The 25,245-nt window shown below is 70.4% G+C and carries 23 protein-coding genes; 13 read left to right on the top strand and 10 right to left on the bottom strand.

Annotated features, from left to right (window positions below; translation table 11 throughout):
* Nucleotides 1-6 precede the first annotated feature (6 nt).
* Nucleotides 7-1,545, top strand: coding sequence for a glycerol kinase GlpK (gene glpK, locus ACIWQI_RS08830; RefSeq protein WP_396656782.1), 1,539 nt, complete (start codon nucleotides 7-9; stop codon nucleotides 1,543-1,545).
* A gap of 3 nt (nucleotides 1,546-1,548) precedes the next feature.
* Here the strand turns inward: glpK and ACIWQI_RS08825 are convergent, their stop codons facing one another.
* Complete coding sequence (locus ACIWQI_RS08825; protein WP_396656781.1) at nucleotides 1,549-2,409, bottom strand: Fpg/Nei family DNA glycosylase; 861 nt, start codon at nucleotides 2,407-2,409, stop codon at nucleotides 1,549-1,551.
* A gap of 48 nt (nucleotides 2,410-2,457) precedes the next feature.
* The gene (locus ACIWQI_RS08820) at nucleotides 2,458-3,024 is read right to left on the bottom strand and encodes a GNAT family N-acetyltransferase (protein WP_396656780.1); all 567 of its coding nucleotides are present in this window, start codon (nucleotides 3,022-3,024) and stop codon (nucleotides 2,458-2,460) included.
* Nucleotides 3,025-3,321: 297 nt separating this feature from the next.
* Between ACIWQI_RS08820 and ACIWQI_RS08815 the strand changes: the two genes are divergently transcribed.
* Entirely contained in the window at nucleotides 3,322-4,152 is an 831-nt protein-coding gene (locus tag ACIWQI_RS08815) for a DUF559 domain-containing protein (RefSeq protein WP_396656779.1), read from the top strand.
* Between the two features lie 242 nt (nucleotides 4,153-4,394).
* Here ACIWQI_RS08815 and trpS read toward each other — a convergent pair whose 3' ends face one another.
* Entirely contained in the window at nucleotides 4,395-5,399 is a 1,005-nt protein-coding gene (gene trpS / locus ACIWQI_RS08810; protein WP_396656778.1) for a tryptophan--tRNA ligase, read from the bottom strand.
* A gap of 129 nt (nucleotides 5,400-5,528) precedes the next feature.
* On the opposite strand from trpS, the gene ACIWQI_RS08805 reads away from it, so the two are divergent.
* From ACIWQI_RS08805 to ppsA, 4 genes are all read left to right on the top strand, one after another.
* Nucleotides 5,529-6,725 carry an FAD-binding domain gene (locus ACIWQI_RS08805; protein ID WP_396656777.1) on the top strand — a complete coding sequence of 399 codons (1,197 nt, stop codon included), beginning with the start codon at nucleotides 5,529-5,531 and terminating at the stop codon, nucleotides 6,723-6,725.
* 9 nt (nucleotides 6,726-6,734) lie between these two features.
* A complete protein-coding gene (locus ACIWQI_RS08800; RefSeq protein ID WP_396656776.1) occupies nucleotides 6,735-7,373 on the top strand; it encodes a TetR/AcrR family transcriptional regulator in 639 nt (212 codons plus the stop codon).
* Between the two features lie 113 nt (nucleotides 7,374-7,486).
* Nucleotides 7,487-8,347 carry a pyruvate, water dikinase regulatory protein gene (locus ACIWQI_RS08795; protein WP_396656775.1) on the top strand — a complete coding sequence of 287 codons (861 nt, stop codon included), beginning with the start codon at nucleotides 7,487-7,489 and terminating at the stop codon, nucleotides 8,345-8,347.
* Nucleotides 8,348-8,362: 15 nt separating this feature from the next.
* Nucleotides 8,363-10,750 carry a phosphoenolpyruvate synthase gene (ppsA, locus tag ACIWQI_RS08790; protein WP_396656774.1) on the top strand — a complete coding sequence of 796 codons (2,388 nt, stop codon included), beginning with the start codon at nucleotides 8,363-8,365 and terminating at the stop codon, nucleotides 10,748-10,750.
* Between the two features lie 19 nt (nucleotides 10,751-10,769).
* Here the strand turns inward: ppsA and ACIWQI_RS08785 are convergent, their stop codons facing one another.
* From ACIWQI_RS08785 to sdhC, 7 genes are all read right to left on the bottom strand, one after another.
* Nucleotides 10,770-11,006 carry a hypothetical protein gene (locus ACIWQI_RS08785; protein WP_396656773.1) on the bottom strand — a complete coding sequence of 79 codons (237 nt, stop codon included), beginning with the start codon at nucleotides 11,004-11,006 and terminating at the stop codon, nucleotides 10,770-10,772.
* A gap of 63 nt (nucleotides 11,007-11,069) precedes the next feature.
* Nucleotides 11,070-11,921, bottom strand: a complete 852-nt coding sequence (locus ACIWQI_RS08780; RefSeq protein ID WP_396656772.1) for an exodeoxyribonuclease III — start codon at nucleotides 11,919-11,921, stop codon at nucleotides 11,070-11,072.
* Nucleotides 11,922-11,951: 30 nt separating this feature from the next.
* Entirely contained in the window at nucleotides 11,952-13,184 is a 1,233-nt protein-coding gene (locus tag ACIWQI_RS08775; protein ID WP_396656771.1) for a YihY/virulence factor BrkB family protein, read from the bottom strand.
* A gap of 26 nt (nucleotides 13,185-13,210) precedes the next feature.
* A complete protein-coding gene (locus ACIWQI_RS08770) occupies nucleotides 13,211-14,038 on the bottom strand; it encodes a succinate dehydrogenase iron-sulfur subunit (RefSeq protein WP_396656770.1) in 828 nt (275 codons plus the stop codon).
* Nucleotides 14,038-15,849 carry a succinate dehydrogenase flavoprotein subunit gene (gene sdhA / locus ACIWQI_RS08765; RefSeq protein WP_396656769.1) on the bottom strand — a complete coding sequence of 604 codons (1,812 nt, stop codon included), beginning with the start codon at nucleotides 15,847-15,849 and terminating at the stop codon, nucleotides 14,038-14,040. The genes ACIWQI_RS08770 and sdhA overlap by 1 nt, the downstream gene beginning before the upstream one ends.
* Nucleotides 15,850-15,881: 32 nt before the next feature.
* Nucleotides 15,882-16,328 carry a succinate dehydrogenase hydrophobic membrane anchor subunit gene (locus tag ACIWQI_RS08760; RefSeq protein ID WP_396656768.1) on the bottom strand — a complete coding sequence of 149 codons (447 nt, stop codon included), beginning with the start codon at nucleotides 16,326-16,328 and terminating at the stop codon, nucleotides 15,882-15,884.
* Nucleotides 16,328-16,753: a succinate dehydrogenase, cytochrome b556 subunit gene (sdhC, locus tag ACIWQI_RS08755; protein ID WP_396656767.1), complete on the bottom strand. Its 426-nt coding sequence runs from the start codon at nucleotides 16,751-16,753 to the stop codon at nucleotides 16,328-16,330. Before sdhC ends, ACIWQI_RS08760 begins: the two co-directional genes overlap by 1 nt.
* A 115-nt stretch (nucleotides 16,754-16,868) precedes the next feature.
* Here sdhC and ACIWQI_RS08750 point away from each other — a divergent pair, with 115 nt between their 5' ends.
* The 7 genes from ACIWQI_RS08750 to ACIWQI_RS08720 all read left to right on the top strand — a co-directional run bounded on the left by ACIWQI_RS08750 (nucleotide 16,869) and on the right by ACIWQI_RS08720 (nucleotide 25,227).
* Nucleotides 16,869-17,984 (top strand): mannose-1-phosphate guanylyltransferase, encoded by a 1,116-nt coding sequence (locus ACIWQI_RS08750; RefSeq protein ID WP_396656766.1) that lies wholly within the window; start codon nucleotides 16,869-16,871, stop codon nucleotides 17,982-17,984.
* Between the two features lie 130 nt (nucleotides 17,985-18,114).
* A complete protein-coding gene (locus ACIWQI_RS08745) occupies nucleotides 18,115-19,257 on the top strand; it encodes a BMP family protein (RefSeq protein WP_396656765.1) in 1,143 nt (380 codons plus the stop codon).
* 107 nt (nucleotides 19,258-19,364) lie between these two features.
* Nucleotides 19,365-20,879 carry an ABC transporter ATP-binding protein gene (locus ACIWQI_RS08740; RefSeq protein WP_396656764.1) on the top strand — a complete coding sequence of 505 codons (1,515 nt, stop codon included), beginning with the start codon at nucleotides 19,365-19,367 and terminating at the stop codon, nucleotides 20,877-20,879.
* Nucleotides 20,876-22,237, top strand: a complete 1,362-nt coding sequence (locus ACIWQI_RS08735) for an ABC transporter permease (protein ID WP_396656763.1) — start codon at nucleotides 20,876-20,878, stop codon at nucleotides 22,235-22,237. Before ACIWQI_RS08740 ends, ACIWQI_RS08735 begins: the two co-directional genes overlap by 4 nt.
* The gene (locus ACIWQI_RS08730) at nucleotides 22,237-23,526 is read left to right on the top strand and encodes an ABC transporter permease (RefSeq protein ID WP_396656762.1); all 1,290 of its coding nucleotides are present in this window, start codon (nucleotides 22,237-22,239) and stop codon (nucleotides 23,524-23,526) included. The genes ACIWQI_RS08735 and ACIWQI_RS08730 overlap by 1 nt, the downstream gene beginning before the upstream one ends.
* Before the next feature lie 7 nt (nucleotides 23,527-23,533).
* Nucleotides 23,534-23,935: a cytidine deaminase gene (locus tag ACIWQI_RS08725; RefSeq protein ID WP_396656761.1), complete on the top strand. Its 402-nt coding sequence runs from the start codon at nucleotides 23,534-23,536 to the stop codon at nucleotides 23,933-23,935.
* Complete coding sequence (locus tag ACIWQI_RS08720) at nucleotides 23,932-25,227, top strand: thymidine phosphorylase (protein WP_396656760.1); 1,296 nt, start codon at nucleotides 23,932-23,934, stop codon at nucleotides 25,225-25,227. Before ACIWQI_RS08725 ends, ACIWQI_RS08720 begins: the two co-directional genes overlap by 4 nt.
* Nucleotides 25,228-25,245: the final 18 nt, after the last annotated feature.

The following is a 25,245-nucleotide window of genomic DNA, read 5'->3' as shown; positions in this document are numbered from 1 at the left end:
GGCCGCGTGGCAGAGCATGTGCTTGCGCTCGATCAGGGCACGACGTCGACCCGAGCCATCGTCTTCGACGCGCAGGGGCAGGTGGTGAGCACCGCACAGCGCGAGCACGACCAGATCCTGCCGCGCGCGGGCTGGGTCGAACACGACCCGGTGGAGATCTGGACCGGCGCCGAGTGGGTGCTCTCGTCGGCACTGGCGCAGGCGCGGCTGTCGCCCTCCGACATCGCTGGGATCGGCATCACCAATCAGCGCGAGACGGCGATCGTGTGGGATCGGCGCACCGGCCGGCCCGTGCACAACGCGCTCGTCTGGCAGGACACCCGCACACAGCCGCGCATCGACCGGCTCATCGACGAGGGCGGGGCGGACCGATTCGCCGAGACCACCGGCCTGCCGCTGGCCACCTACTTCTCGGCATCGAAGGTGGCCTGGATCCTCGACCACGTCAGCGGCGCGCGCGAAGCCGCCGAGCGCGGAGATCTGCTGTTCGGCACTCCGGACACCTGGCTGGTGTGGAACCTCACCGGAGGGATCCGGGGAGGCATCCACGTCACCGACGTCACCAACGCGAGCCGCACTCTCCTGATGGACCTGCGCACGCTCGACTGGTCGGATGAGCTGCCGGAGGTGTGGGGCATCCCGCGGGCGATGCTGCCCGGCATCCACTCGTCCTCCGAGATCCTCGGCGACGTGCAGCTGCCCGGCGCCGCCGACGGGATCCCGGTGGCGGGCATCCTCGGCGACCAGCAGGCGGCGACGTTCGGGCAGGCCGCGTTCGACCTGGGGGAGTCGAAGAACACCTACGGGACCGGCAACTTCCTGCTCGTGAACACGGGCGAGCAGATCGTCCGGTCGCAGCACGGCCTGATCACGACGGTCGCCTACCGGATCGGCTCCGAGCCGGCGCGCTACGCCCTGGAGGGGTCGATCGCCGTCACCGGATCGCTGGTGCAGTGGCTGCGCGACAACCTGGGGATCATCCGGCGATCCGAGGATGTCGAGGCGCTCGCGGCATCCGTGGAAGACAACGGCGGCGCATACTTCGTGCCGGCGTTCTCGGGACTGTTCGCACCGTATTGGCGCCCCGACGCCCGCGGCGCGCTGGTCGGCATGACCCGGTTCGTCAACCGCGGGCACATCGCCCGTGCGGCGCTCGAGTCGACGGCGTTCCAGACGCGCGACGTGATCGAGGCGGTCGTCGGCGACACCGGACGGGATCTTGCCGAGCTGCGCGTGGACGGCGGCATGACCCGCGACGACCTGCTCATGCAGTTCCAGGCCGACATCCTGGGGCTGCCCGTGGTGCGGCCCCGGGTCGTGGAGACCACCGCGCTGGGCGCGGCGTACGCGGCGGGGCTGGCGACGGGGGTCTGGGCGAGCCGCGAGGAGCTGCGCTCGCACTGGCAGCAGGACCGGCGGTTCGAGCCCCGCATGCCCGAGGACGAGCGCGAGCGCCGCTACCGGCAGTGGCAGAAGGCGGTGACCAAGTCGCTGGACTGGGTCGACGAGGACGCCCGTGTGCTCATGGGCGCCACCGACGCCTGATCGTCACTTCAGCAGGCGCGACAGACGGCGGTCGGCGAGGATCTTCCCGCCCGTCTGACAGGTCGGGCAGTACTCGAGGCTGTTGTCGGCGAAGAACACGCTGCGCACCTCGTCGCCGCAGACCGGGCACGTCTCGCCGCGTCGGCCGTGCACCTGCATGCCTCGGCGCTTGGCGTCCTTGAGGTCGGCCGGCGGCTTGCCCGACGCGGCCTCGGTCGCCTCGGTGAGGGTGTCGATCGTCGCCGCGTAGAGGCGGTCGATGTCGTCGTCGGTCAGGGACGCGGCCAGGGCGTACGGCGACATCTTCGCCGCGTGCAGGATCTCGTCGGAGTACGCGTTGCCGACTCCGGCGATGATCGACTGATCGCGCAGGACGCCCTTGATCTGCGTGCGACGGCCGGCGAGAAGGCCCGCGAACACCGCCCGGGTGAAGGCCCGGTCGAGCGGATCCGGGCCCAGGCGCGCGATGCCGGGCACCGCGGACGGCTCGCGCACCACGTACACCGCGAGGGACTTCTTGGTGCCCGCCTCGGTGAGATCGAACCCCGACCCGTCGTCGAGCGCGACCCGCAGCGCGATCGGGGTGCGGCCGGGCTTGATGATCGTCGTCGGCAGCCGGTCGTACCAGCGCAGCCAGCCGGCCTTGGCGAGGTGGAAGACGAGGTGACCGGCGGTGGTGGACAGATCGATGAACTTGCCGTGCCGGTCGGCACCGGTGATCTCGGCGCCCTTGAGCGCATCGATCGGCGGGTCGTAGGTCTTCAGCGCCGCGATGTTCGCGACGGAGGTTCGCGTGAGGGTGAGACCGACGACCCGGCCGCGCAGGAACTCGACGAGCCCCTGCACCTCTGGCATCTCCGGCATGGGTTCATCCTCGCACGCACCGGGGCGGTGCGCCCGGCCGATCGGGGATCACCGCTCCAGCACCGGCCAGGGCTGCGGCGTGCGGTCGTCGTCGCGCAGCAGGCCCGCGATCCAGCCGTCGTCGCGACCGTGCGTGCTCACCAGGCCCTGCCGCACCAGCCCCTCGTAGCGGAACCCGAGGGCGCGGCCGATGCGCGCCGATGCCGTGTTGCCGACGACGGCGCGCCACTCGATGCGGTCCAGGTCCAAGCCGTCGGCGGCGAAGCCCCAGTCCAGGACGGCGTGTGCCGCCTCCGTGAGCAGGCCGCGGCCGCGCGACGCCGGCGTCACCCAGTAGCCGAGCTCCCCGGTGCCCTTGCCGTCGAGCCGGTACAGCCCGATCATGCCGGCCAGCCCGCCCTCATGGCGCATGGCCCAGGTGAGATGCGCGGCGCTCGCCCAATCCGCCGCGACCTTCTCGACGAACGCCTCGGCGTGCTGCCGCGTGTAAGGGGAGGGCACGGTCGTGTAGCGCTGGATGTCGGCATCCTGGCAGGCCTCGAAGATCGCCTCGACATCGGTCTCAACCGGCCGGGAGAGCTCAAGCCGCGCTGTGCGCAGGATGACCGGTTCCACTGCTCCACCGTATCCGCGTGCCGGGGCGCCGGGCCTGGATGGCCACAGGCCCGACTCACCCGGTTCGCAATTCAGTCTGCCGGCAGCCGCCTGACGGCATGAACAGCGTGTTCTCGCTGGTCGGGCGCGCGGCCGCCTGCGGCGGGACTGAATTGCGAACGGTTCGGGCGGCCGGGGCGGCCGGGTGCGGTGCCGAGACCGCACGTCCGCTCCTGCACAACGTCGCGGGCGCCGTCGGCCGTCCCCATCGAGCCCACGTCGATACGGCGAGCAGGTGCGGGCGGTGATCCTCGGAGGATGCACGTCTGGACGCGCGCCGAGCTCATCGCCTCCGGCTGGACCTCGCGTGCGCTGACCGCGGCGGTCCGGAGCGGGCGGCTGGTGCGGGCGCGCCGAGACCGCTACCTTCCGCCCGACGCGCCGCGCGACCTCGTCGAGGCCGTGCGGGTGGGCGGTCTGCTGGGATGCCTTTCGCTCCTGCAGCTGCTCGGCGTGTTCGTGTTCGGCCCGCCCGCGCTCCACGTCCACATGACGCGGGGGTCGAGCAGAATGCGGTCTCCGGAAAGCCGCACCAAGCGGCTCGCGCCGCGGGGGGTGCGTGAGCCCGTGCTGCACTGGCACACGTTGATCGATGAGCCCACGCGATCGTGCGTGGGGATCGTCGACGCACTCATCAATGCCGTGCGATGCCAGACGCCGCGGCACGCGGTCGCCACCATCGACAGTGCGTTGAACAAGGGGCTGCTGCGGCTGGAGCAGCTCGCCGAGGTGTTCGCCGCCCTGCCGGCGCGGTATCGGGTATTGCGCGGATTCGTCGACGGGCGCGCCCAATCCGGCCCGGAGACCCTCGTGCGGCTGATGGTCCGGAGCCTGGGGTGCCGCGTCGAACCCCAGGTCGCGTTCCCCGGCGTCGGGTTCGTCGACCTCGTCGTCGACGGGTGGCTCGTGATCGAGTGCGACAGCCGGGCGCACCACAGCGACTGGGCTCAGCAGCTCACGGACTACCGCCGCGATCTGATGCTCGCCCGGCAAGGCTTCTGCGTGCTGAGACTGACCGCCGCCGACATCATGTACGAGCCGGACTCGGTCATGGCCGCGCTGCGCGGCCTCCTGCAGTCCGCATCCTGACCGTCGGGTGCCCATGCGAGCTCGGCGACGTCCGCAATTCAGTCTCCGCGCACCCGGCAGGGTGCCGCCACCGCGGGATCGTGCCCACCTGACCTGGCGGGCGTGCCGCGGAGACTGAATTGCGCACCGCGACCACGGGTAACCCGCTGCCGGCTGGGACCACGGGTCACGCCCTGGGCGTCATACCCTGGGCGGCACACCTGGGCGTCATGCCCTGGGCGTCACTCCCTGCGCGCCGGGGGTCACACCTTCCGCAGCAGGCCCACCTTGTCGTACACGTCCGCGAGGGTGGCGTCGGCCACGGCAGAGGCCTTCTCGGCGTTGGCGGCGAGCACCCGGTCGAGCTCGGCGGGGTCGTCGAGAAGCTCCAGCGCGCGAGCGCGCACCGGGCCGAACTCCTCGACCACGACCTCCGCCAGGCCCTTCTTGAAGTCGCCGTAGCCGCGGCCCGCGTATTCGTCTTCGATGGCCGGGATCTGCCGCCCCGACAGCGCTGCGTAGATCACCAGCAGGTTCGACACGCCCGGCTTGTCGTCGCGGTCGTAGCGCACCGAGCCCTCCGAGTCGGTCACGGCGCGCATGATCTTCTTCGCCGACACGGCGGGGTCATCCAGCAGCCAGATCACGCCGGAGTCGGACTCGGCCGACTTCGACATCTTGGCGGTCGGGTTCTGCAGGTCGTAGATGCGCGCCGTCTCCTGCTGGATGACCGGCATCGGCACGGTGAACGCCTTCCCGTACCGCGAGTTGAAGCGCTCGGCGAGGTCGCGGGTGAGCTCCACGTGCTGCTTCTGATCGTCGCCGACCGGAACGATGTCGGTCTGGTAGAGGAGGATGTCGGCGGCCATCAGCACCGGGTACGTGAAGAGCCCGACGTTGGTCGCGTCCGCGCCGTAGCGCTGCGACTTGTCCTTGAACTGCGTCATCCGGCCCGCCTCGCCGAAGCCGGTGATCGTCGAGAGCACCCACTGCAGCTCGGCATGTGCGGGCACATGCGACTGCACGTAGAGCGTCGACTTGGACGGCTCGATGCCGGCGGCGATGTACTGGGCGGCGGTGCGGCGCGTCTTCTCGCGCAGCTCGGCCGGCTCGCTGGGCTGGGTCAGCGCGTGCAGGTCGACCACCGAGAAGTACGCCTCGTACGACTCCTGCAGCTCGCGCCACTGCATGAGCGCCCCGATGTAGTTGCCGATCTGCAGCGAGTCGGCCGAGGGCTGCATTCCCGAGTAGAGGCGCGGTCTGGTCATCCCACCAGTCTAGGGAGCCGAAGGCGCCGGTCCGTGCCAGGGGCTTGCCCGCGACGACCGACGGGCGTAGCGTCGAACCAGTGGTCAGACCAGTGGTCTGAACCGAGGACAGAGGACAGAGGTGATGGGATGCGGATCCTCATCGTGGGAGCGGGCATCGCCGGCCCGACACTGGCGTACTGGCTGCATCGGGCCGGGCATGAGCCGGTGATCGTCGAGCATGCACCCGCGCTGCGCGACGGCGGCTATCTCGTCGACTTCTGGGGGTCGGGATTCGACGTCGCCGACCGGATGGGCATCGTGCCGCGCCTGGTGGAGCGGGGGTACGTCATGCGCGAGGTGCGCGAGGTGTCCGACAGCGGCAGGCGAATCGCCCACTTCGATCCGCGGCCGGTCATCGGCACAGCCGGCGGCCGGTACGTGTCGATCGCCCGCGCCGACCTGGCCGGAGCGATCTGCGACGCGCTGGACGACGAGGTGGAGATGATCTTCGGCGACACGGTGCGCAGCCTGCGCGACGACGGGACGAAGGTCCAGGTCGAGTTCGAACACCGCGCCCCCCAGGAGTTCGACCTCGTCGTCGGCGCCGACGGACTGCACTCTCGGGTGCGTGCGCTCGCGTTCGGACCGGAGGAGCAGTTCGCCCGCGAGCTCGGGATCGCCGTCGCCGCGTTCGACCTCGACGGCTATCGCCCGCGCGACGAGCTGGTCGCCGTGACCCGCACGCAGGTCGGGGTGCAGACCCTGCGGGTCGCGCTGCGCGACGACGCCACGATGTTCTGCTTCATGTTCCGTCACGACGGCGAGGTGCCCGCCGATGGCGAGGCGGCGCAGCGCGAGCTGCTTCGCTCTCGCCTGAGCGGGCTGAAGTGGGAGGTGCCGGCGATCCTCGCACGGCTGCCCGAGGCGCGCACGCTCTACCTCGACCGGGCGAGTCAGATCCGCATGCCGTCATGGTCCAGCGGCCGGATCGCGCTCGTCGGCGACGCGGCCGCGTGTCCCTCGCTGCTGGCCGGCCAGGGCTCGGCCCTGGCGATGGTCGAGGCCTATGTGCTGGCGGGGGAGCTCAGCCGCGCGGACGGCGACCACCGCGTGGCATTCTCCGCCTACCGGAGCCGGCTGGCGTCGGTGGTCTCCACCAAGCAGGATGCCGCTGTGGGGCTGGGCGCCGCTTTCGCGCCGCGCAACGGCATGCAGCTGCTGCTGCGCAACACGGTGGTCGCACTCATGGCCATTCCGCTGGTCGCCAGGCTCGCCATGGGCCACAGTCTGCGCGACCCGATCGAGCTTCCCGCCCCGCCTGAGCCGCACGCCGCGGCGGCCTGAGCGACGCCGATGGTCCGTCCCCGCTTCTTCCGGCTCCCGTCCGCCCAGCAGGAGGCGATCGTCGCCGCGGCCCTCGAGGAGTTCTCCGCGCACGGATTCGCCGGGGCATCCCTCAATCGCATCATCGCGGCGGCGGGCACCTCCAAGGGTGCCCTCTACTACTGCTTCGACGGCAAGGAGGATCTCTACGCGCACGTCATCCGCGACCAGGTGGAGCGACTGCTGGCCGACGGCGGTCCGCTCCCGAGTCTGGAGGAGACGGATGCCGACGGGTTCTGGTCGACGCTGGAGCGGCTGTACATCGACCTGATGCGGCGGCTCGTCGCGAACCCGCGGCTGTCGGCGCTGCTGCGCGACTGGCTCACCGGAGCGCGCTCGACCGCACTGGGCGGCGCCCAGCGTGAGGCCGAGCACGACATGATGCCCTGGCTGCTGGGCACGATCGCGGCCGGGCAGCGGGCGGGTGCGGTGCGCAGCGACCTGCCCGCGCAGCTGCTGGTCGCCGTCGCGATGGGGATGGGTCAGGCCCTGGATGTCTGGCTGGTCACCCGCGCCGGCGCGGAGGACGACCTCGACCAGACCGTGCACACGCTGATGGGGATGCTGCGCCGGACGCTGGCGCCGGAGTCGCCCGGACCGGCTGTGTGACTTGCCGATCGGTGAAGATCGGCGCTTCTTGCAGGACCGAGGTCCCTGTCCGTGCGCGCCGTGGGGGCTTAGCCTGACCAGAGAGCGGGGCGGCCCCGCGCAGAGAGTCAGAGATGATCGACCCCAGCGTCCCGGTGGCGCCGCTGTCGGCGCCGGAGCCGACGGACCGGCGCGCGGCGTACTTCGTGTCCGACAGCACGGGCATCACCGCCGAGACCCTCGGCAACGCGCTGCTGGCGAACTTCCCGACCATCGCGTTCGTGCGCCACACGGTCCCGTTCGTCGACACCGAGCAGGGGGCCCGCGCGGTGGTCGCCGAGATCGACGCCGCCGCAGACGCGGGCCTTGAGCCGCTGGTGTTCACGACCGTGAAGCAGGCGGCGCTGCGCAGCATCCTCTCGTCTGCGCGGGCGGTCGGAATCGACCTGCTCGCCGGGCACCTCACCGAACTGGAGTCGGCGCTGGGCACCACCGCGTCCGAGCAGCTCGGCCAGTATCACGGCGTCGGCGACATGACGCGCTACCTCAACCGCATGCGCGCGGTGGAATACGCCATCGAGCACGATGACGGCCAGTCCATGCGCGCACTCGACATCGCCGACGTCGTCATCATCGCGCCCAGCCGCTGCGGCAAGACGCCCACCACGATGTACCTCGCCCTGCAGTACGGCCTCCTCGTGGCGAACTACCCGCTCACCGACGACGACTTCCCGACCGAGGGTCTGCCGCGCGCCGTGGCGCCCTACCGCGAGCGCTGCTTCGGCCTGACCACGACGCCGCTGCGGCTCAGCCAGGTCAGGCACGAGCGCCGCCCCGGCTCGCGCTACGCGAGCCTGGCGCAGTGCACGCTCGAGCTGCGCCGGGCCGAAGACCTGTACCGGCGTCAGCGGGTGCCGTTCCTCAACTCCGCGACCAAGAGCGTCGAGGAGATGTCCGCGGTCATCATGCAGACCATGAAGCTGCGCGGTGCCTGAGCTGAAGGTGGAGAGATGGCGAACATCCTGTGGTTCCAAGACATCGGCATGGCGGACCTGCCGCAGGTGGGCGGCAAGAACGCGTCGCTGGGCGAGATGGTCTCGAACCTCGCCGACGCGGGCGTGAAGGTGCCGGGCGGCTTCGCCACGACGGCCGACGCGTACCGCGCCTTCCTCGCCGAGGGCGGCCTGCGCGATCGGATCGCGGCGGCTGTGGGCGCGCTCGACATCGACGACGTCGCCGAGCTCGCCCGCGTCGGCGCGGAGATCCGCGGCTGGATCGAGCAGCAGCCGTTCCCCGCCGAGCTTGAGCGCGACGTCCGCAGCGCGTACGACCGCCTCGTCGCGGGCGACCCGCAGCCGGACGAGGTGACCTGGGCCGTCCGCTCGAGCGCGACCGCCGAGGACCTTCCCGATGCGAGCTTCGCCGGCCAGCAGGAGACCTACCTGAACATCGGCGGCATCGACAATGTGCTGCGGGCCGTCAAGCTCGTGTTCGCGTCGCTCTACAACGACCGCGCGATCGCCTATCGCGCCCATCACGGATTCGACCGCCACGAGGTCGAGCTGTCCGCGGGCGTGCAGCGGATGGTGCGGTCGGATGCCGGTGCGTCCGGCGTGATGTTCACCGTCGACACCGAGTCGGGCTTCGCCGACGCCGTGTTCGTCACCGGCGCCTACGGGCTCGGCGAGGCGGTCGTGCAGGGCGCGGTGAACCCGGACGAGTTCTACGTGTACAAGCCGGCGCTGCGGGCCGGGCGCCCCGCGATCCTCAAGCGGCAGGTCGGTGAGAAGGCCATCGCGATGCGGTACACCGCGGGCGTGAGCGTCGGGGGGTCGACAGCGTTCGAGGACGTGCCGGATGCCGACCGCCGCCGCTTCTGCATCGCCGACGCCGACGTGGAGGAGCTCGCCCGGCAGGCGCTCGTGATCGAGGAGCACTACGGCCGCGCCATGGACATCGAGTGGGCCAAGGACGGCGTGACCGGCGAGCTGTTCATCGTGCAGGCGCGACCCGAGACCGTCGTCTCGCGCGCCGACGGCACGGTGATGCGGCGGTTCGTCCTGCGCGAGCGCGGCGACGTGCTGGTGACCGGCCGCGCGATCGGCCAGCGCATCGGCGCGGGCCCCGTGCGCGTGCTCGACGATGTGGCGCACATGGACCGCTTCCAGCCCGGCGACGTGCTCGTCGCCGACATGACCGACCCGGACTGGGAGCCGATCATGAAGCGCGCTTCGGCGATCGTCACCGACCGCGGCGGACGCACCTGCCACGCCGCGATCATCGCGCGCGAGCTGGGAATCCCGGCGGTGGTGGGGACGGGGGATGCCACCCGCACGCTGCGGGACGGGGCGGAGGTCACCGTCTCGTGTGCCGAGGGCGACGACGGCTTCGTCTATCGGGGCGCACTGGACTTCGCCGAGGAGGAGACCCACCTGGACGCGATGCCCGAGCTGCCGGTGAAGATCATGATGAACGTGGGCACGCCGGATCAGGCGTTCTCGTTCGCCAAGCTGCCCCACCGCGGCGTCGGGCTCGCACGCCTGGAGTTCATCATCAACCGGCAGATCGGCATCCACCCGCGGGCGCTGCTGGAGCACGAGAGCCTGCCGGCCGATCTGAAGGCCCAGGTCGACGAGCGCATCGCGGCGTACGCGTCGCCCCGGGACTACTTCGTGCAGCGCGTGGCGGAGGGCGTGTCGATGATCGCGGCCGCCTTCGCCCCCGAGCCGGTCATCGTGCGGATGAGCGACTTCAAGTCGAACGAGTACGCGAATCTCCTCGGCGGCGACCGGTACGAGCCCGAAGAGGAGAACCCGATGCTCGGGTGGCGCGGGGCCGCGCGCTACGTGTCACCGGACTTCCGTGCCTGCTTCGACATGGAGTGCGAGGCGATGCGCCACGTGCGCGACAAGATGGGGCTTTCGAACGTCAAGCTCATGGTGCCGTTCGTGCGCACGGTCGCCGAGGGTCAGGCCGTCGTCGACCTGCTCGCCGAGAACGGCCTGCGCCGCGGCGAGAACGGGCTCGAGGTCGTGATGATGTGCGAGATCCCGTCGAACGCCCTGCTGGCCGACGCGTTCCTGGACGTGTTCGACGGCTTCTCGATCGGGTCGAACGACATGACCCAGCTCGTGCTGGGCCTGGACCGTGACTCGTCGCTGGTCGCGGCGACCTTCGACGAGCGCGATCCGGCGGTGCTCGCGGTGCTGAAGATGGCCATCGAGGCGTGCACCCGGCGCGGCAAGTACATCGGCATCTGCGGCCAGGGCCCCTCCGATCACCCCGACCTGGCCGACTGGCTCGTCGACCAGGGCATCGAGTCGATGTCGCTGAACCCCGACACGGTCGTCGAGACCTGGATGCGCCTCGCGCGCCGCGGGCAGTCCGCGCACGTGTGAGCCCGGCGAGGGCGCGGCCTCACCAGCCGGTCTGAAGCAGGTGCTGCACGACGATCGCGAACGCCGCCTGCCCCGCCAGGCCCCCCGCGCGCCAGCGCGGCGGCAGCAGTGCCGTGCCCACGAGCAGCCACGGCACGAACGGCAGCCAGATGCGCTCGACCTCGCCGCGGCTCATCTGCGACAGATCGGCGACGAGCACGCACGCGCAGGCCGCGAGGGCGAGCACTGCGATCACGCCGCGAGCGCGCGCGTCCACGGTGGCTGCCGGTTCGACGTCGTGCTGCCCGGTGCCGCCTGAGCGCCGCCGCCGGCGCGCCGTTCAGCGACCGAGGGTGTAGTCCGCGACGACCGGAGCGTGGTCGCTCCATCGCGTGTCCCACGACGGGGCGCGGACCACGCGGTAGTCGGTGACGCGCTCGGCCAGCGCAGGGGTGGCGAGGTGATAGTCGATGCGCCAGCCTGCGTCGTTGTCGAACGCGCGGCCGCGCATGGCCCACCAGGTGTACGGTCCGTCGATGTCGCCGTGCCACCGGCGTCCGACATCCACCCACCCCAGGCCCGTGCCCGTCGTGCCGTCCACGGCGGTGACCGTCTCGCCCGCGGGCGCCAGGAACCGGTCGAAGTAGGCGCGCTCGCGGGGGAGGAAGCCCGACTTCTTGAGGTTGCCCTTCCAGTTGCGGATGTCGAGTTCGCGGTGCCCGACGTTCAGGTCGCCCATGACGACCGCGAGCGAGGATGTCGCGGCCAGCTGCGGCATCCGCCGCTCCATCGCGTCCAGGAAAGCCCACTTGAGATCCTGCCGCGGGGTGTCGGCCTCGCCGGTGTGCACGTAGGCGCTCACGACGGTGAGGCGCTCGCCGTCGACGTCGAAGTCGGCTTCGATCCAGCGGCCCGCCGAGTCGAGGGTCTCGGCGTCGCCGAGCACACGGCGGACCTCGAGGCCCGCGCTTCGCGAGGCGATCGCCACCCCCGCGCGTCCCTTCGCGAGCGCCTCGTCGCTGACCAGCTCCCAGCCCGGGAGCGCGGCGGCCAGCTGCTCGGCGCTGGCGCGCACCTCCTGCAGCGCCATGATGTCGACATCCGCCTCGGCGAGCCACTCGAGCATCCCCTTGCGTGCGGCGGCGCGGATTCCGTTGACGTTGACAGAGGCGATGCGGACACGGCGGGGCACGTGCTCCAGCCTAACCGCGGGCGCCGACGGTCACGGCAGCCAGGGATCCGCCGGCCGCGGGGGAGCGGTCGCCTCCAGCCGAGCGAGCTCATCGCGGGCGCGACGCACGTCTCGGGTCGCCGCCCACACGGCGTACCAGGGAGCTGTGGTGCGCTGCTGCTCCGCCACCCGCAGCCGCACGCGTGCGGCGACCGTCAGCGCTTCGTGCTCCGCCGCGAGCCGCTCGGCCTCGCTCAGCGGCTGGATGGGGAGATGGCGGTCGGTCGCGGTCACGGCGATCCAGGCCGCCCCGACGAGGATCACGATCCCCACGAAGCGGAACCACAGCAGGAACCCGATGAAGACCGAGAACGACAGCAGCAGCGGGTTCGTCGGCGTGTACTGGAACAGCAGGCCCGCCAGCACCTGCAGCACGGCGATGGCGACGCCGGCCGCCAGCGCGCCGGGCCAGATCGTGTGCCACGGGAGCTCGGCGCCGGTGAGGAAGCGGACGAGGCCGCCGAGCGCGGCACCGTTGACGACGACGGCCACCAGCAGCGACAGGGTCTTGACCACCAGCTGCGACAGGAACGACTGGGTGTCCAGGCCGAACAGCGACAGCATGAGGTCGAGCGCGCCCGAGGCGAGGACGCCGAGTCCTGCGCCCAGGACGAGCGCCAGCCCGAAGATGATGGCCGCGAGGAGGTCTCGGGCCTTGAGGTAGAAGTAGTTGCGGCTGTCGAAGGGCAGTCCGAAGATGTCGCGCACCGCACGGCGGGTGAAGGTGACGAAGCTGATCGCCGTCCACAGCGCCACCACCACCGCGATCGCGCCGGTGATCGCCAGCACGCTGCCGCTCTCGGACGCGACCGACTCCACCTGCTCGGGGGTGACGAGCCCGTTCTCGCTGATGAGGTTCGGGATCCAGCTGTTGATGAGGCGGATCAGGCCATCGATGGCCCGCGTGCTGCCGCCCAGCCACAGCCCCACCGTGGCGAAGGCGACGTAGACGACCGCGAAGATCGCGAACAGCGACTGGTAGCTGATGCTCGCTGCGAGCAGGAAGCCGTTGTGCCGCAGGAAATGGCGCCACACCCGGACCGGGAACCAGGCGAGCGTGCGCCGGGTGATCGCGGTGGCGCGGGCGATCGGCTCGTCGAGGCGTTCGCGCAGCGACGACTGCGCCGCCTCCCAGCCGTGCTGCGCCGGGTCGTCGTCGGACGCCCCCGACCCACCGGGCAGGGGCGCCGGCTCCGGGTGCCGCCGCGACCGTCTCTCCGCCACGACGCCAGACTAGGGCAGAGCGCAGGTCACCCGCGCCGCAGCACCGCCTGCTTCACCTCGGCGATGGCCTTGGTGACCTCGATGCCCCGCGGGCACGCCTCGGTGCAGTTGAAGGTCGTCCGGCAGCGCCACACGCCCTCCTTGTCGTTGAGGATGTCCAGCCGCACGTCGGCGGCGTCGTCGCGGGAGTCGAAGATGAAGCGGTGCGCGTTCACGATGGCCGCCGGACCGAAGTACTGGCCGTCGGTCCAGAACACCGGACACGACGAGGTGCAGGCTGCGCACAGGATGCACTTGGTGGTGTCGTCGAAGATCGCCCGGTTCGCCACCGACTGGATGCGCTCCTTGCCCGGCTCCGGCGTCGAGTTCGCGATCAGGAACGGCTTGACCTCGCGGTACGACGCGAAGAACGGCTCCATGTCGACGACGAGGTCCTTCTCCAGGGGCAGGCCCTTGAGCGCCTCGATGTAGATGGGCTGGGCGATGTCGAGGTCCTTGATGAGCGTCTTGCACGCCAGCCGGTTGCGGCCGTTGATGCGCATCGCGTCCGACCCGCAGATGCCGTGCGCGCACGACCGGCGGAAGGTCAGCGATCCGTCGACCTCCCACTTGATCTTGTGCAGCGCGTCCAGGACGCGATCGGTGGAGTAGACCTCGACGTCGTAGTCGACCCAGCGCGGCTCCTCGTCGACCTCCGGGTTGAAGCGGCGGATGATGAAGGTGACCAGGAACGACTGGATGCCCGTCTCCGGCGCCGATTCGACCGCCTCCAGCTCCTCCGGGACCTCCAGGGCCGGAGTGATCGACTCCTCGGCGGCGATCTCCGCCGGGTCCTCTCGAACGACGGACGACATCAGTACTTCCTCTCCATCGGCTGGTAGCGGGTGATGACGACGGGTTTGAAGTCCAGCGTGATGTGGTCGTCGGGATGGGAGGAGTGCGGATCGCCCGTGAGGTACGCCATCGTGTGCCGCATGTAGTTCTCGTCGTCGCGCTGCGGGTAGTCGTCCCGCATGTGCCCGCCGCGGCTCTCCTTGCGGTTGCGCGCCGCGTAGACGACCACTTCGGCGATGTCGAGCAGGAAGCCGAGCTCGACGGCCTCGAGCAGATCGGTGTTGAACCGCTTGCCCTTGTCGTCGACGTGCACGTTCCGGTACCGGGTGCGCAGATCCTCGATCGTGTCGAGGACCTCGGTCAGCGACTGCTCGGTGCGGAACACCTGCGCCTTGCGGTCCATCTCCTCCTGTAGCGTCTTGCGCAGCACGGCGACGCGCTCGGTGCCGGGATTGTCGCGCAGGCCCTCGATCATCTCGCGCACCTCGCGGGCGGGGTCCTCCGGCAGCGGCAGGAGCTCGGCCGTCTTGACGTACTCGACCGCGTTGCGGCCGGCGCGCTTGCCGAACACGTTGATGTCGAGCAGGGAGTTGGTGCCCAGGCGGTTCGAGCCGTGCACCGACACGCACGCGCACTCCCCGGCGGCGTACAGACCCGGGACGACGGTGGTGTTGTCGGCGAGCACCTCGGCGTCGTTGGTCGTGGGGATGCCGCCCATCGCGTAGTGCGCGGTGGGCATCACCGGCACGGGCTCGACCACGGGGTCCACTCCCAGGTAGGTGCGGGCGAACTCGGTGATGTCGGGCAGCTTGGTCTCGAGCACCTCGGCGCCCAGGTGGGTGCAGTCCAGGAGCACGTAGTCGCGATGCGGCCCGGCGCCCCGGCCCTCCGCCACCTCCTGCACCATGCAGCGGCTGACGATGTCGCGTGGCGCGAGGTCCTTGATGGTGGGGGCGTAGCGCTCCATGAAGCGCTCGCCCGAGACGTTGCGCAGGATCGCGCCCTCGCCGCGGGCGCCCTCGGTGAGAAGGATGCCCAGGCCCGCCAGCCCGGTGGGATGGAACTGGAAGAACTCCATGTCCTCCAGCGGCAGCCCCTTGCGCCAGATGATGCCGACGCCGTCGCCGGTGAGCGTGTGGGCGTTCGAGGTGGTCTTGAAGATCTTGCCGAAGCCGCCGGTGGCGAAGATGACCGCCTTGGAGTGGAACACGTGCAGGTCGCCGGTGGCCAGGTCGTAGGCCACGACGCCGGCGACGCCGGTGCGCCCCTCGTCGTCCTTCACCGTGATGAGGTCGAGCACATAGAACTCGTTGAAGAAGTTGATGCCGAGCTTGACGCAGTTCTGGAACAGCGTCTGCAGGATCATGTGGCCGGTGCGGTCGGCGGCGTAGCAGGCCCGCCGCACCGGGGTCTTCCCGTGGTCGGCGGTGTGCCCGCCGAAGCGGCGCTGGTCGATCCTGCCGTCGGGCGTGCGGTTGAACGGCAGCCCCATGTTCTCGAGGTCGATGACGGCGTCGATCGCCTCCTTGGCGAGGATCTCGGCGGCGTCCTGATCGACGAGGTAGTCACCCCCCTTGACCGTGTCGAAGGTGTGCCACTCCCACGAGTCCTCTTCGACGTTCGCGAGCGCGGCGGCCATGCCGCCCTGCGCGGCGCCGGTGTGCGAGCGCGTCGGGTACAGCTTCGAGATGACCGCGGTGTTGGCGCCCGGTCCCGCCTCGATCGCCGCCCGCATCCCGGCGCCGCCGGCGCCGACGATGACGATGTCGAACTGGTGGTAGTGGACGCCGTCCTTGACGACGGTCTCGCTGGCGCTGCTCTGGGTGCTCACGGGTGGGAGGCCTCCATCTCGTTGTCTCGACGTCACAGCTCGGCGCAGAACGCCGGGAGGAGGTCGGCAGGCGATCCGGCCGGGCAGGGGTCGAAGGTGAAGACCACCAGCGTCCCCAGCAGGATGAGGAAGGCCGCGGACAGCCCCAGCGCCCACAGCAGGACGGCGCGCACGCGGGGCCCGGTCACGTAGTCGTTGACGATGGTGCGCATGCCGTTGGCGCCGTGGATCAGCGCGAGCCACAGCATGATGACGTCCCACCACTGCCAGAACGGCGTGGCGAACTTGCCGGCCACGAAGGCGAAGTCGATGCCGTGGATGCCTTCGCCCACCATGAGGTTCACGAACAGGTGGCCGAAGATCAGGATGATCAGCAGCACGCCCGAGACGCGCATGTACACCCAGCCCCACTTCTCCAGGTTCATCCCCCGGCGGGTGGTGGCGTGCGAGGTACGGGGATCGGCGATGGTCGCACTCATCAGCTGCCCCCTCCGAACGCGAGCATCAGATGTCGCGGGGCGAACCCGAGCATCGTGACCAGCCACAGCCCGATCACGCCCCACCACAGCCGGCGCTGGTGCCGCGTCGCCCAGGACCAGAAGTCGACGAGGACGATGCGCAGCCCGTTGTAGGCGTGATAGGCGACGGCACCGACCAGCACGACCTCGCCGAGCGCCATGATCGGGTTCTTGTACGTGCCGATGACCGCGTTGTACGCCTCGGGCGAGACCCGCACGAGGGCGGTGTCGAGGATGTGCACGAGCAGGAAGAAGAAGATGGCCACGCCCGTGATGCGGTGCAGGACCCACGACCACATGCCCTCGTGGCCGCGATAGAGCGTGCCGCGGGGAGTGCTGGAGGTGGTCTCCGACAACGACGGCGTGACGCGTGCTGGTGCGGACACGGTCATCCTCCCTTTTGGAACCTGTGTGTTTCATCCTATTCCCGTCGCCGCCGCCTTCGGCGATTAGGGCGGCCTTACCCGGGGCCCTGCCGGACGCCGCGGCTACCCTGGCTTCATGGCCGAGCCGATCGAGGACTTCTACGCCGTCATCCCCGCGGGCGGGATCGGCAGCCGCCTGTGGCCGCTCTCCCGCGCGGATGCGCCCAAGTTCCTGCACGACCTGACCGGATCCGGGCAGACGCTGCTGCGCGACACCTGGGATCGGCTGGAGCCGCTGACCGGTCACGACCGCATCGCGGTGGTCACCGGTCGGGCGCACCGCGCCGCCGTCGAGAAGGAGCTGCCCGCCATCCCCGACCACAACGTGCTGCTCGAATCCGAGCCGCGCGATTCCACCGCCGCGATCGGCCTGGCCGCCGCCGTGCTCGCACAGCGCGAGCCGGATGTGATCATCGGCTCGTTCGCCGCCGACCATGTCATCCGCGGCACCCAGGTGTTCGAGTGGGCGGTGCAGCAGGCGGTGGCGGTGGCCCGCGAAGGGTACATCTGCACGATCGGCATCCCGCCCATCGAGCCTTCGGTGGGCTTCGGCTACATCAGGAAGGGACGCGAGCTGGTCATCGACGGAGCGCCGGAGGCGGCCCTGGTGGAGCGCTTCGTGGAGAAGCCCGACCTGGAGACGGCGCGCGAGTACTACGGCGACCGCTCGTACCTGTGGAACGCGGGCATGTTCATCGCCCGCGCCGATGTGCTGCTCGGCGAGATCGCCGAGAACGAGCCGCACCTGTACGCAGGGCTCATGGACCTCGCCGAGGCGTGGGACGACCGCGACCGCCGGGGACCGGTGGTGGACCGGGTCTGGCCGACGCTGAAGAAGATCGCCATCGACTACGCGGTCGCCGAGCCGGCCGCCGAGCGGGGCCGGCTGGCTGTGATCCCCGGGCATTTCGACTGGGACGACGTGGGCGATTTCGCCAGTCTCGCCAAGCTCAACTCGGGCGGCCGCAAGGACAACCTCGCGATCCTCGGACAGAACGCGCGCGTGCTCGCCGACACCGCCAGCGGCATCCTCGTCAGCCAGACCCAGCGCGTCATCAGCGTCATCGGGGTCAAGGACATCGTGATCGTCGACACCGAGGACGCGCTGCTGGTCACCACGAGCGAACACGCCCAGCGCGTCAAGGGCGTCGTGGACGCCCTGAAGCTGACCGGACGCGGCGACGTGCTGTAGCCCATGCGCTCTGTTGCGTCTTGGTAACCTTTCGCTTTTCAGGCCTTCCTGCGTATGCAACCCGCGCGTCACACTGGGTAACTTCTCTATGCACCGCGAAATCCGCGGTCGATCGATGGGGAGGCGTGAGTTGACCATCTCTACCACCAAGAAGCTCCTGGGCGTCACGGCCGCCGCAGGACTGTTCGTGGCGCTCGCCGGCTGCGGCGCGGCACCCGAGTCCACACCCACGTCCGGAGCGCCGGAGGTGGATGCCGACTTCAAGCCGTGCATCGTCTCCGATGACGGCGGCTGGAACGACAAGTCGTTCAACCAGTCGGCGAAGGCCGGCATCGAGCGCGCAGCGGCCGAGTTGGGCGTCGAGGCCGGCGAGGTCGAGTCCGGCTCGGCGAACGACTACGCGCCGAACCTCGACAACCTCGTCGCCGAGGGCTGCACGCTCATCATCTCGGTCGGCTTCAAGCTGTCGCCCGACACCGTCGCCTCGGCCCTGGCCAACCCCGACATCAACTACGCGATCATCGACGACTGGGCCGACAACACCGGTGCCGAGGATGACGACGGCAACCCCATCGGCGACGGGACGACCGACGCGCCCAACATCAAGCCGCTCCTGTTCGACACGGTCCAGGCGGCCTACCTCGGCGGCTACGCGTCCGCGGCATGGTCCGCCGCATCCGGCGTGAACAAGGTCGGCACCTTCGGCGGCATCCCGATCCCGCCGGTGACGATCTTCATGGACGGCTTCGTCGACGGCGTGGACAAGTACAACGAGGACAAGGGCGCCAGCGTCCAGACCTTCGGCTGGGACGTCGCCGCGCAGGAGGGCGCCTTCACGGGCGGCTTCGCCCCGAACGACACCGCCAAGCAGACGGCGCAGGGCATCCTCGACCAGGGTGTCGACGTGATCCTGCCCGTCGGCGGCCCGATCTTCCAGAGCGCGGCCGCGGCCATCACCGACAGCGGTGAGGACACCGTGCTGCTCGGCGTCGACGCCGACCTGTACGAGACGGCTCCCGAGATCGCTCCGATGGTGTTCGTGTCCATCCTGAAGAACATCGACAACGCCGTGTACGACGCGGTCATGTCGGCGGCCAGCGGCGACTTCGACGTCACGCCGTACGTCGGGACCCTCGAGAACGAGGGCGTCGGCCTGTCGAGCTTCCACGACTTCGAGAGCCAGCTGCCCGACGGTCTGCTCGACGAGCTGGACGCCCTGCGGGCCGCGATCATCGACGGTTCGCTCGAGGTCACCTCGCCGAGCTCGCCGTAAGCGGACAGGCGGCCGCCACGCCGGCCGCACCGGCCCGACCGGGGGTGCCTCGCATCCCCGGTCGGAGTCCTTTCTGGGGTCCGCTCTTTGTGGATAAGGTGCACAGTATGAAGCTCGAGCTCCGTGGCATCACGAAGCGTTTCGGCAGCCTCACGGCCAACGATCACATCGATCTGGTGGTCCAGCCCGGGGAGATCCACGCGCTGCTGGGCGAGAACGGCGCGGGCAAGTCGACGCTGATGAACGTGCTCTACGGCCTGTACCAGGCCGACGAGGGCGAGATCCTGCTGGACGGCGAGGTGCAGCACTTCCGGGGGCCGGGAGACGCGATGGCTGCCGGCATCGGCATGGTGCACCAGCACTTCATGCTGATCCCCGTGTTCACCGTGGCCGAGAACGTCATGCTCGGGCACGAGGACACCAACGCGATCGGCGCCCTCGACCTCGGCAAGGCGCGGGAGCACGTCCGCACCGTGTCGGAGCGGTTCGGCTTCCACATCGACCCGGACGCCCTCGTCGGAGACCTGCCGGTGGGCGTGCAGCAGCGCGTCGAGATCATCAAGGCGCTCGCCCGCGACGCCAGGATCCTCGTCTTCGACGAGCCCACCGCCGTGCTCACCCCGCAGGAGACCGATGAGCTGATGGGCATCATGCGTCAGCTGCGGGACGAGGGCACCTCGATCGTGTTCATCACCCACAAGCTGCGCGAGGTGCGCGAGGTGGCCGACCGGATCACCGTGATCCGCCTCGGCCGGGTCGTGGGGGAGGCGAGCCCGACCGCGTCGAACACCGAGCTGGCCTCGATGATGGTCGGCCGTGCGGTGGAGCTCACCGTGCACAAGGAGCCGCCGCAGGTCGGCGCGGGCGGTCTCGAGGTGCGCGACCTCCGCGTGCTCACCGAGCGCGGCGAGGTGGTCGTCGACAGCATCTCCTTCGACGTGCGCCCCGGCGAGGTGGTGGCCATCGCGGGCGTCCAGGGCAATGGCCAGACCGAGCTCGCCGAGGCGATCGTGGGGCTGCAGACGCGCGTGACCGGCTCGGTCAGCCTCGACGGCGTGGAGCTGGTCGGGCGCAGCGTCCGGGCCATCCTCGACGAGGGCGTCGGCTTCATCCCCGAGGACCGCACCGAGGACGGGCTGGTCGGCGCCTTCACCGTGGCCGAGAACCTCATCCTCGACCGGTCGTCCGATCCCGCCTTCACCACCGCCGCGACGATCCGGCGCAGCGTGCTGGACCGCTTCGCGAAGGAGCGGATCGAGGAGTTCGACATCCGGACCCAGGGTCCGCACCAGCCGGCGGGGTCGCTGTCCGGCGGCAATCAGCAGAAGGTTGTCATCGCGCGCGAGCTCAGCCGCGAGCTGCGGCTGTTCCTCGCCTCGCAGCCCACGCGCGGCGTCGACGTCGGGTCGATCGAGTTCATCCACAAGCGGATCATCGCGACGCGCGACGCCGGGGTCCCCGTTCTCGTCGTCTCCACGGAGCTCGACGAGGTCGCCGCCCTCGCCGACCGCATCGTGGTCATGTACCGTGGCGGCATCGTCGGCATCGTCCCCGGCGACACGCCCCGTGATGTGCTCGGCCTCATGATGGCCGGCGTGAACCCGACGGAGGACGCCGCATGAGCGACCGCACCCCCGGCACCGAGCCCGAGGGGCTGCCGCCCGAGCAGCTGCCCCCGGTGTCCGGCCCCCTCACGGGCAACCCGCCCTCGCCGGAGCCGGCGGCCGCGGAGATCCCCCCGCCCCCGCGCCAGAACCAGATCATCCGCGAGATCATGCGCGGCAGCGTGGTGACCACGATCCTGGCCATCGTGCTCGCCATGGTGGTCGGCGGCATCCTCATCGCCATCACCGACCCGGACGTGCAGGCCGCGTCCGGCTATTTCTTCGCCCGCCCGCAGGACACGTTCGCCGCCATCTGGAACTCGGTGTACGGCGCCTACGAGGCGCTCTTCCGCGGATCGATCTTCAACGCCCGCGCGAAGGACTTCGGCACGGCGATCCGGCCGTTCACGAACACGCTCGGCTTCGCGGCACCGCTGATCGCGGCCGGCCTGGGTGTGGCGATCGGCTTCCGCGTCGGCCTGTTCAACATCGGCGCCCGCGGCCAGATGCTCATCGCGGCCGCCACCGCGGCCCTGGTGAGCTTCAACCTCAACCTGCCGCTGTGGCTGCACATCCCGGTCACGCTGGCGGCCGGCATCGCCGGCGGCGCGATCTGGGGCGGCATCGTCGGCGTCCTCAAGGCCCGCACCGGGGCGCACGAGGTGATCCTCACGATCATGCTCAACTACGTCGCCTTCTACCTCATCGCGTGGATGGTGCGCACCCCCGGCCTGCTGCAGAAGCCCGGCACCAACCAGCCGATCTCCGCGGGCACTCCGCCGTCGGCGCAGTTCCCCGAGCTGCTCGGGCCGAGATTCCCGCTGCTTGACTGGGGGTTCATCGTCGTCATCGCCGCGACGGTGTTCGTGTGGTGGCTCGTCGAGCGCTCCAGCCTCGGGTTCCGGCTGCGCGCCGTGGGCGAGAACCCGCACGCGGCCCGGGCCGCGGGCATCAGCGTGCAGCGCATGTACATCTACGCGATGGTCTTCGCGGGCGGCCTGGCCGGCATCGCGGGCATGAACCAGATCATGGGATCGGTGACCACGGGCTTCGACGGCACCATCGACGCCGGCATCGGGTTCGACGCGATCACCGTCGCGCTCCTGGGCCGCAGCCGCGCGTGGGGGACGTTCGCGGCCGGCATCCTGTTCGGCGCGCTGAAGGCGGGCTCGTTCACCATGCAGGCCTCGCAGGGCATCCCCGTGGACATCGTCCTGGTCGTCCAGTCGCTGATCGTGCTGTTCATCGCGGCGCCGCCGCTGATCCGCACGATCTTCTTCCTGCCCAAGGACGAGTCCGAGAAGTCCGCGAAGGCGAAGGCGCGGGCGGCAAAGCGCCGTCGACCTGAGAACGTCGAGGGGAAGGCGGTGGCGTGATGTCGACTCTCGCTCCCCATGCCGCCCCCGACGGCACGATCCAGCTCGCGGTCGTGAAGGTCCGTCACTTCAAGCTGCCGGTCACCCTGGCGATCGTCACGGTGCTGCTCGGGGTCCTCTATCTCATCGCGCCGCGCAGCGGGGTGAGCACGTTCCTCCTCGGCGACGCGTCCTCGGCGCTGCTCCCGCGGGGCGAGGTCGCGGTGCCCACGGCGCCGACCGCGTGGATCACGCTGGCCTTCCTCGTGGCGCTCACCCTGTGGGCGTTCTGGGATGCCTGGGGCTACCGCCGCACGCAGGTGTGGCTGCCGATCCTGTTCGCGTTCCTGGCGATGTTCTCGTTCCTCACGTGGGCGGGCGCCGGGGGCCTGGTGCCGGTGACCGGACTGCTGTTCGGAGCGGTGTCGCTGTCGGTGCCGCTCGTGTTCGGAGCGCTGGGCGGGGTCATCGGGGAGCGCGCGGGCGTGGTCAACGTCGCCATCGAGGGGCAGTTCCTCCTCGGCGCCTTCAGCGCCGCGATCCTCGCCAGCATCACCGGCAATCCGTTCGTGGGCCTGGTCGGCGCCATGATCGGCGGAGTCCTCGTCGCCTTCCTCCTGGGCGCCTTCGGCATCAAGTACCTCGTCGACCAGGTCATCGTCGGCGTGGTGCTCAATGTGCTCGTCACGGGCCTGACCGGGTTCCTCTACGGCGTGCTGCTGGTTCCCAACGCCGCGCTGCTGAACACGCCCACCCGCTTCTCGCGGTGGGAGATCCCGCTGCTGGGCGACATCCCGGTGATCGGTCCCATCCTGTTCAACCAGACGTTCATCGTGTATCTCATGTACCTCACCGTCGCCGCGGTGGCATGGGGTCTGTACCGGACGCGCTGGGGGCTTCGCGTGCGCGCCGTCGGCGAGCACCCGCAGGCGGCCGACACGGTCGGCATCAGGGTCAACGCCACGCGGTTCTGGAATGTCAGCCTCGCCGGCGCCATCGCCGGCATCGGCGGCGCCTACTTCACCCTCGTCTCGGTGCCCGCCTTCGCCAAGGAGATGACGGCGGGCCTGGGCTTCATCGCGCTGGCCGCGGTGATCTTCGGCCGGTGGGACCCGATCCGCGCGACCCTGGCGGCGCTGCTGTTCGGGTTCGCCACGAACCTGCAGAACCTGCTCACGGTGCTGAAGACGCCGATCCCCAGCGAGTTCATGCTCATGCTTCCGTACGTGGTGACGATCCTCGCCGTCGCCGGGTTCGCGGGACAGATCCGCGCACCCGCCGCCGACGGGAAGCATTACATCAAGGAGTAGGAGCGACGTGACCGACATCGACTGGGACGAGCTTCGGGCGGCGGCGACGGAGGCGATGCGGCGCGCGTACGCGCCGTACTCGCGATACCCGGTCGGAGCCGCCGCGCTCGTGTCGGACGGGCGCATCGTGCAGGGCTGCAACGTCGAGAACGCCTCGTACGGGGTGGGCCTGTGCGCCGAGTGCGGCCTCGTGTCCGAGCTGAACATGACCGGCGGGGGCGAGCTGGTCGCCTTCGTCTGCGTCAACGGCGACGGCGCGACCATCATGCCCTGCGGGCGCTGCCGCCAGCTGCTGTACGAGTTCGCCGTGCCGGGCATGCTCCTGGAGACGGTCTCGGGCATCCGCACCATCGACGAGGTGCTGCCGGACGCGTTCGGCCCCCGCGACCTGGAGGGTCTGGACAGATGAGCACCGCGCTCGAGCCGTTCGACGCGGTGGACGTGATCCACGCCAAGCGCGACGGGCGCGCGGTCGCCGAGAACGAGCTGCGCTGGCTCGTGGATGCGTACACCCGCGGCTACGTGTCGGACGCCCAGATGGCGGCGTTCGCGATGGCGGTGCTGCTGAACGGCATGTCCCGCGACGAGATCCGCGTCCTCACCGACGCCATGATCGACTCCGGCGAGCGGCTGAGCTTCGAGGGTCTGGGCCGGCCGACGGTCGACAAGCACTCGACGGGCGGCGTCGGCGACAAGATCACCCTCCCGCTGGCGCCCCTGGTGGCGTCCTTCGGGGTGGCGGTGCCGCAGCTGTCGGGGCGCGGACTGGGGCACACCGGCGGCACGCTCGACAAGCTGGAGTCGATCCCCGGCTGGCGTGCGGCCCTGTCGAACGACGAGATGCTCGCCCAGCTGCGCGAGATCGGCGCCGTCATCTGCGCGGCCGGCAGCGGGCTGGCACCGGCCGACAAGAAGCTGTATGCCCTGCGCGATGTCACCGGCACAGTGGAGGCCATCCCGCTCATCGCGTCGAGCATCATGTCGAAGAAGATCGCGGAGGGGACGAGCGCTCTGGTGCTGGACGTCAAGTTCGGCTCGGGGGCGTTCATGCGCGAGCAGGAGCGCGCGCGGGAGCTGGCCCGCACGATGGTCGCGCTGGGCAGCGACTCCGGCGTGGCCACGACCGCGCTGCTGACCGACATGAGCACACCCCTGGGCCTCGCGATCGGCAACGCCAACGAGGTGCGCGAGTCCGTCGAGGTCCTCTCCGGCGGCGGTCCGGCCGACGTGGTCGAGCTCACCGTCGCCCTCGCCCGCGAGATGCTCGCCCTCGCGGGGCAGCCCGACGCCGACGTCGCGGCGGCGCTGTCCGACGGCAGGGCGATGGATGTCTGGCGCGCGATGATCCGTGCCCAGGACGGCGATCCGGGTGCCGCGCTGCCGGCGCCGAGGGAGACGCACACCGTCACGGCGGACCGCGACGGCGTGGTCACCCGGATGGAGGCGCTCCCGTTCGGCGTGGCCGCCTGGCGGCTGGGCGCCGGGAGGGCGCGCGCCGAGGACCGCATCGTGCATGCCGCGGGCATCGATCTGCACGTCAAGCCCGGTGACGCGGTCACCGCCGGCCAGCCCGTGTTCACGCTGCTCGCCGACGACCCCACGCGGTTCGATCGCGCGCTCGGGGCGCTCGAGGGCGCGTGGGACATCGGCGACGCTGCCCCCGCACGCACGCCGCTCGTGCTCGAGCGCATCACGGCCTGATCCGCCGGCGGAAGGAGT

The sequence above is a fragment of the Microbacterium sp. genome (genome assembly GCF_044508325.1).
Taxonomy (GTDB): Bacteria; Actinomycetota; Actinomycetes; order Actinomycetales; family Microbacteriaceae; genus Microbacterium.
The sequence above is the reverse complement of the archived record's forward strand: the minus strand, read 5'-3'. Positions and strand labels throughout refer to the sequence as shown.

Bases quoted from the DNA above. Each gene is read 5' to 3' on its own strand.
- ACIWQI_RS08825 (WP_396656781.1), bottom strand. From the start codon at position 2,409: ATGCCGGAGATGCCAGAGGTGCAGGGGCTCGTCGAGTTCCTGCGCGGC.
- ACIWQI_RS08815 (WP_396656779.1), top strand. From the start codon at position 3,322: ATGCACGTCTGGACGCGCGCCGAGCTCATCGCCTCCGGCTGGACCTCG.
- trpS (WP_396656778.1), bottom strand. From the start codon at position 5,399: ATGACCAGACCGCGCCTCTACTCGGGAATGCAGCCCTCGGCCGACTCG.
- ACIWQI_RS08805 (WP_396656777.1), top strand. From the start codon at position 5,529: ATGCGGATCCTCATCGTGGGAGCGGGCATCGCCGGCCCGACACTGGCG.
- ACIWQI_RS08800 (WP_396656776.1), top strand. From the start codon at position 6,735: ATGGTCCGTCCCCGCTTCTTCCGGCTCCCGTCCGCCCAGCAGGAGGCG.
- ACIWQI_RS08795 (WP_396656775.1), top strand. From the start codon at position 7,487: ATGATCGACCCCAGCGTCCCGGTGGCGCCGCTGTCGGCGCCGGAGCCG.
- ppsA (WP_396656774.1), top strand. From the start codon at position 8,363: ATGGCGAACATCCTGTGGTTCCAAGACATCGGCATGGCGGACCTGCCG.
- ACIWQI_RS08770 (WP_396656770.1), bottom strand. From the start codon at position 14,038: ATGTCGTCCGTCGTTCGAGAGGACCCGGCGGAGATCGCCGCCGAGGAG.
- ACIWQI_RS08760 (WP_396656768.1), bottom strand. From the start codon at position 16,328: ATGAGTGCGACCATCGCCGATCCCCGTACCTCGCACGCCACCACCCGC.
- ACIWQI_RS08750 (WP_396656766.1), top strand. From the start codon at position 16,869: ATGGCCGAGCCGATCGAGGACTTCTACGCCGTCATCCCCGCGGGCGGG.
- ACIWQI_RS08740 (WP_396656764.1), top strand. From the start codon at position 19,365: ATGAAGCTCGAGCTCCGTGGCATCACGAAGCGTTTCGGCAGCCTCACG.
- ACIWQI_RS08735 (WP_396656763.1), top strand. From the start codon at position 20,876: ATGAGCGACCGCACCCCCGGCACCGAGCCCGAGGGGCTGCCGCCCGAG.
- ACIWQI_RS08730 (WP_396656762.1), top strand. From the start codon at position 22,237: ATGTCGACTCTCGCTCCCCATGCCGCCCCCGACGGCACGATCCAGCTC.
- ACIWQI_RS08720 (WP_396656760.1), top strand. From the start codon at position 23,932: ATGAGCACCGCGCTCGAGCCGTTCGACGCGGTGGACGTGATCCACGCC.